Origin of the sequence: Variovorax sp. MHTC-1 (assembly GCF_003984645.1) — a bacterium.
Classification (GTDB): domain Bacteria; phylum Pseudomonadota; class Gammaproteobacteria; order Burkholderiales; family Burkholderiaceae_C; genus Variovorax.
This window is the reverse complement of sequence record NZ_RWKI01000090.1, coordinates 1-953: the sequence shown is the minus strand read 5'-3', so window position 1 is coordinate 953 and position 953 is coordinate 1. Positions and strand designations below refer to the sequence as shown.

Below are 953 nucleotides of genomic sequence, written 5' to 3'. Positions count from 1 at the left end.
ATGAATCGCCCCGGATTTTGTGGAGGCTCAACACTCTGAGAGGATTGAGCCATGAAGAAGTCGAACAAGTTCTCACCCGAGGTACGTGAGCGCGCGGTGAGGATGGTGCAGGAGCACCGTGGGGAGTACCCGTCGCTATGGGCCGCGATCGAATCGATTGCACCGAAGATCGGCTGCGTGCCGCAGACGCTGAACGAATGGGTCAAGCGCGACGAGGTCAACAACGGCGTTCGAGAAGGCGTCACGACCAGCGAGGCCCAGCGGATGAAGGACCTCGAGCGCGAGGTCAAGGAGTTGCGCCGGGCCAACGAGATCCTGAAGCTGGCGAGCGCGTTTTTCGCCCAGGCGGAGCTCGACCGCCGACTGAAGTCCTGAGGGATTTCATCGACAAGCATCGCGGCACCTTCGGGGTCGAGCCGATCTGCAAGGTCTTGCAGGTCGCCCCGTCGGGCTATCGGCGACACGCGGCGCTGCTGCGTGAGCCGCACAGGCGCTGTGCCAGGGCGCAACGCGACGATGCCCTCGTGCCAGAGATACAACGCGTGTGGCAAGCCAACATGCAGGTCTACGGCGCCGACAAGGGCTGGCGGCAACTGGCACGCGAAGGCACGGCTGTGGCCCGCTGCACGGTCGAGCGGCTGATGCGGCGCCTGGGGCTGCGAGGCGTAGTGCGCGGCAAGGTGGTGAAGACCACGTTCAGCGATGCCAGGGCATCGTGCCCTTTGGATCGGGTCAACCGCCAGTTCCGCGCGCAGCGACCGAACCAGCTGTGGGTCTCGGACTTCACGTACGTGTCCACGTGGCAGGGTTGGCTGTACGTGGCCTTCGTGATCGATGTGTTCGCCCGGCGCATCGTGGGCTGGCGGGTCAGCAGCTCGATGCGCACGGACTTCGTGCTCGATGCCTTGGAGCAAGCGCTGTACGACCGTCAACCCGAACGCGACGGCAGCTTG

At 64.6% G+C, this 953-nt stretch carries 1 pseudogene and 1 other annotated feature; the pseudogene reads left to right on the top strand.

Going from position 1 to position 953, the window contains the following annotated elements:
* Positions 1 to 51 precede the first annotated feature (51 nt).
* Positions 52 to 953 (top strand): annotated as a pseudogene (locus EJI01_RS28390) (IS3 family transposase); the annotation flags it as partial.
* Positions 330 to 446 (top strand) — a sequence feature (AL1L pseudoknot). It overlaps the preceding pseudogene by 117 nt.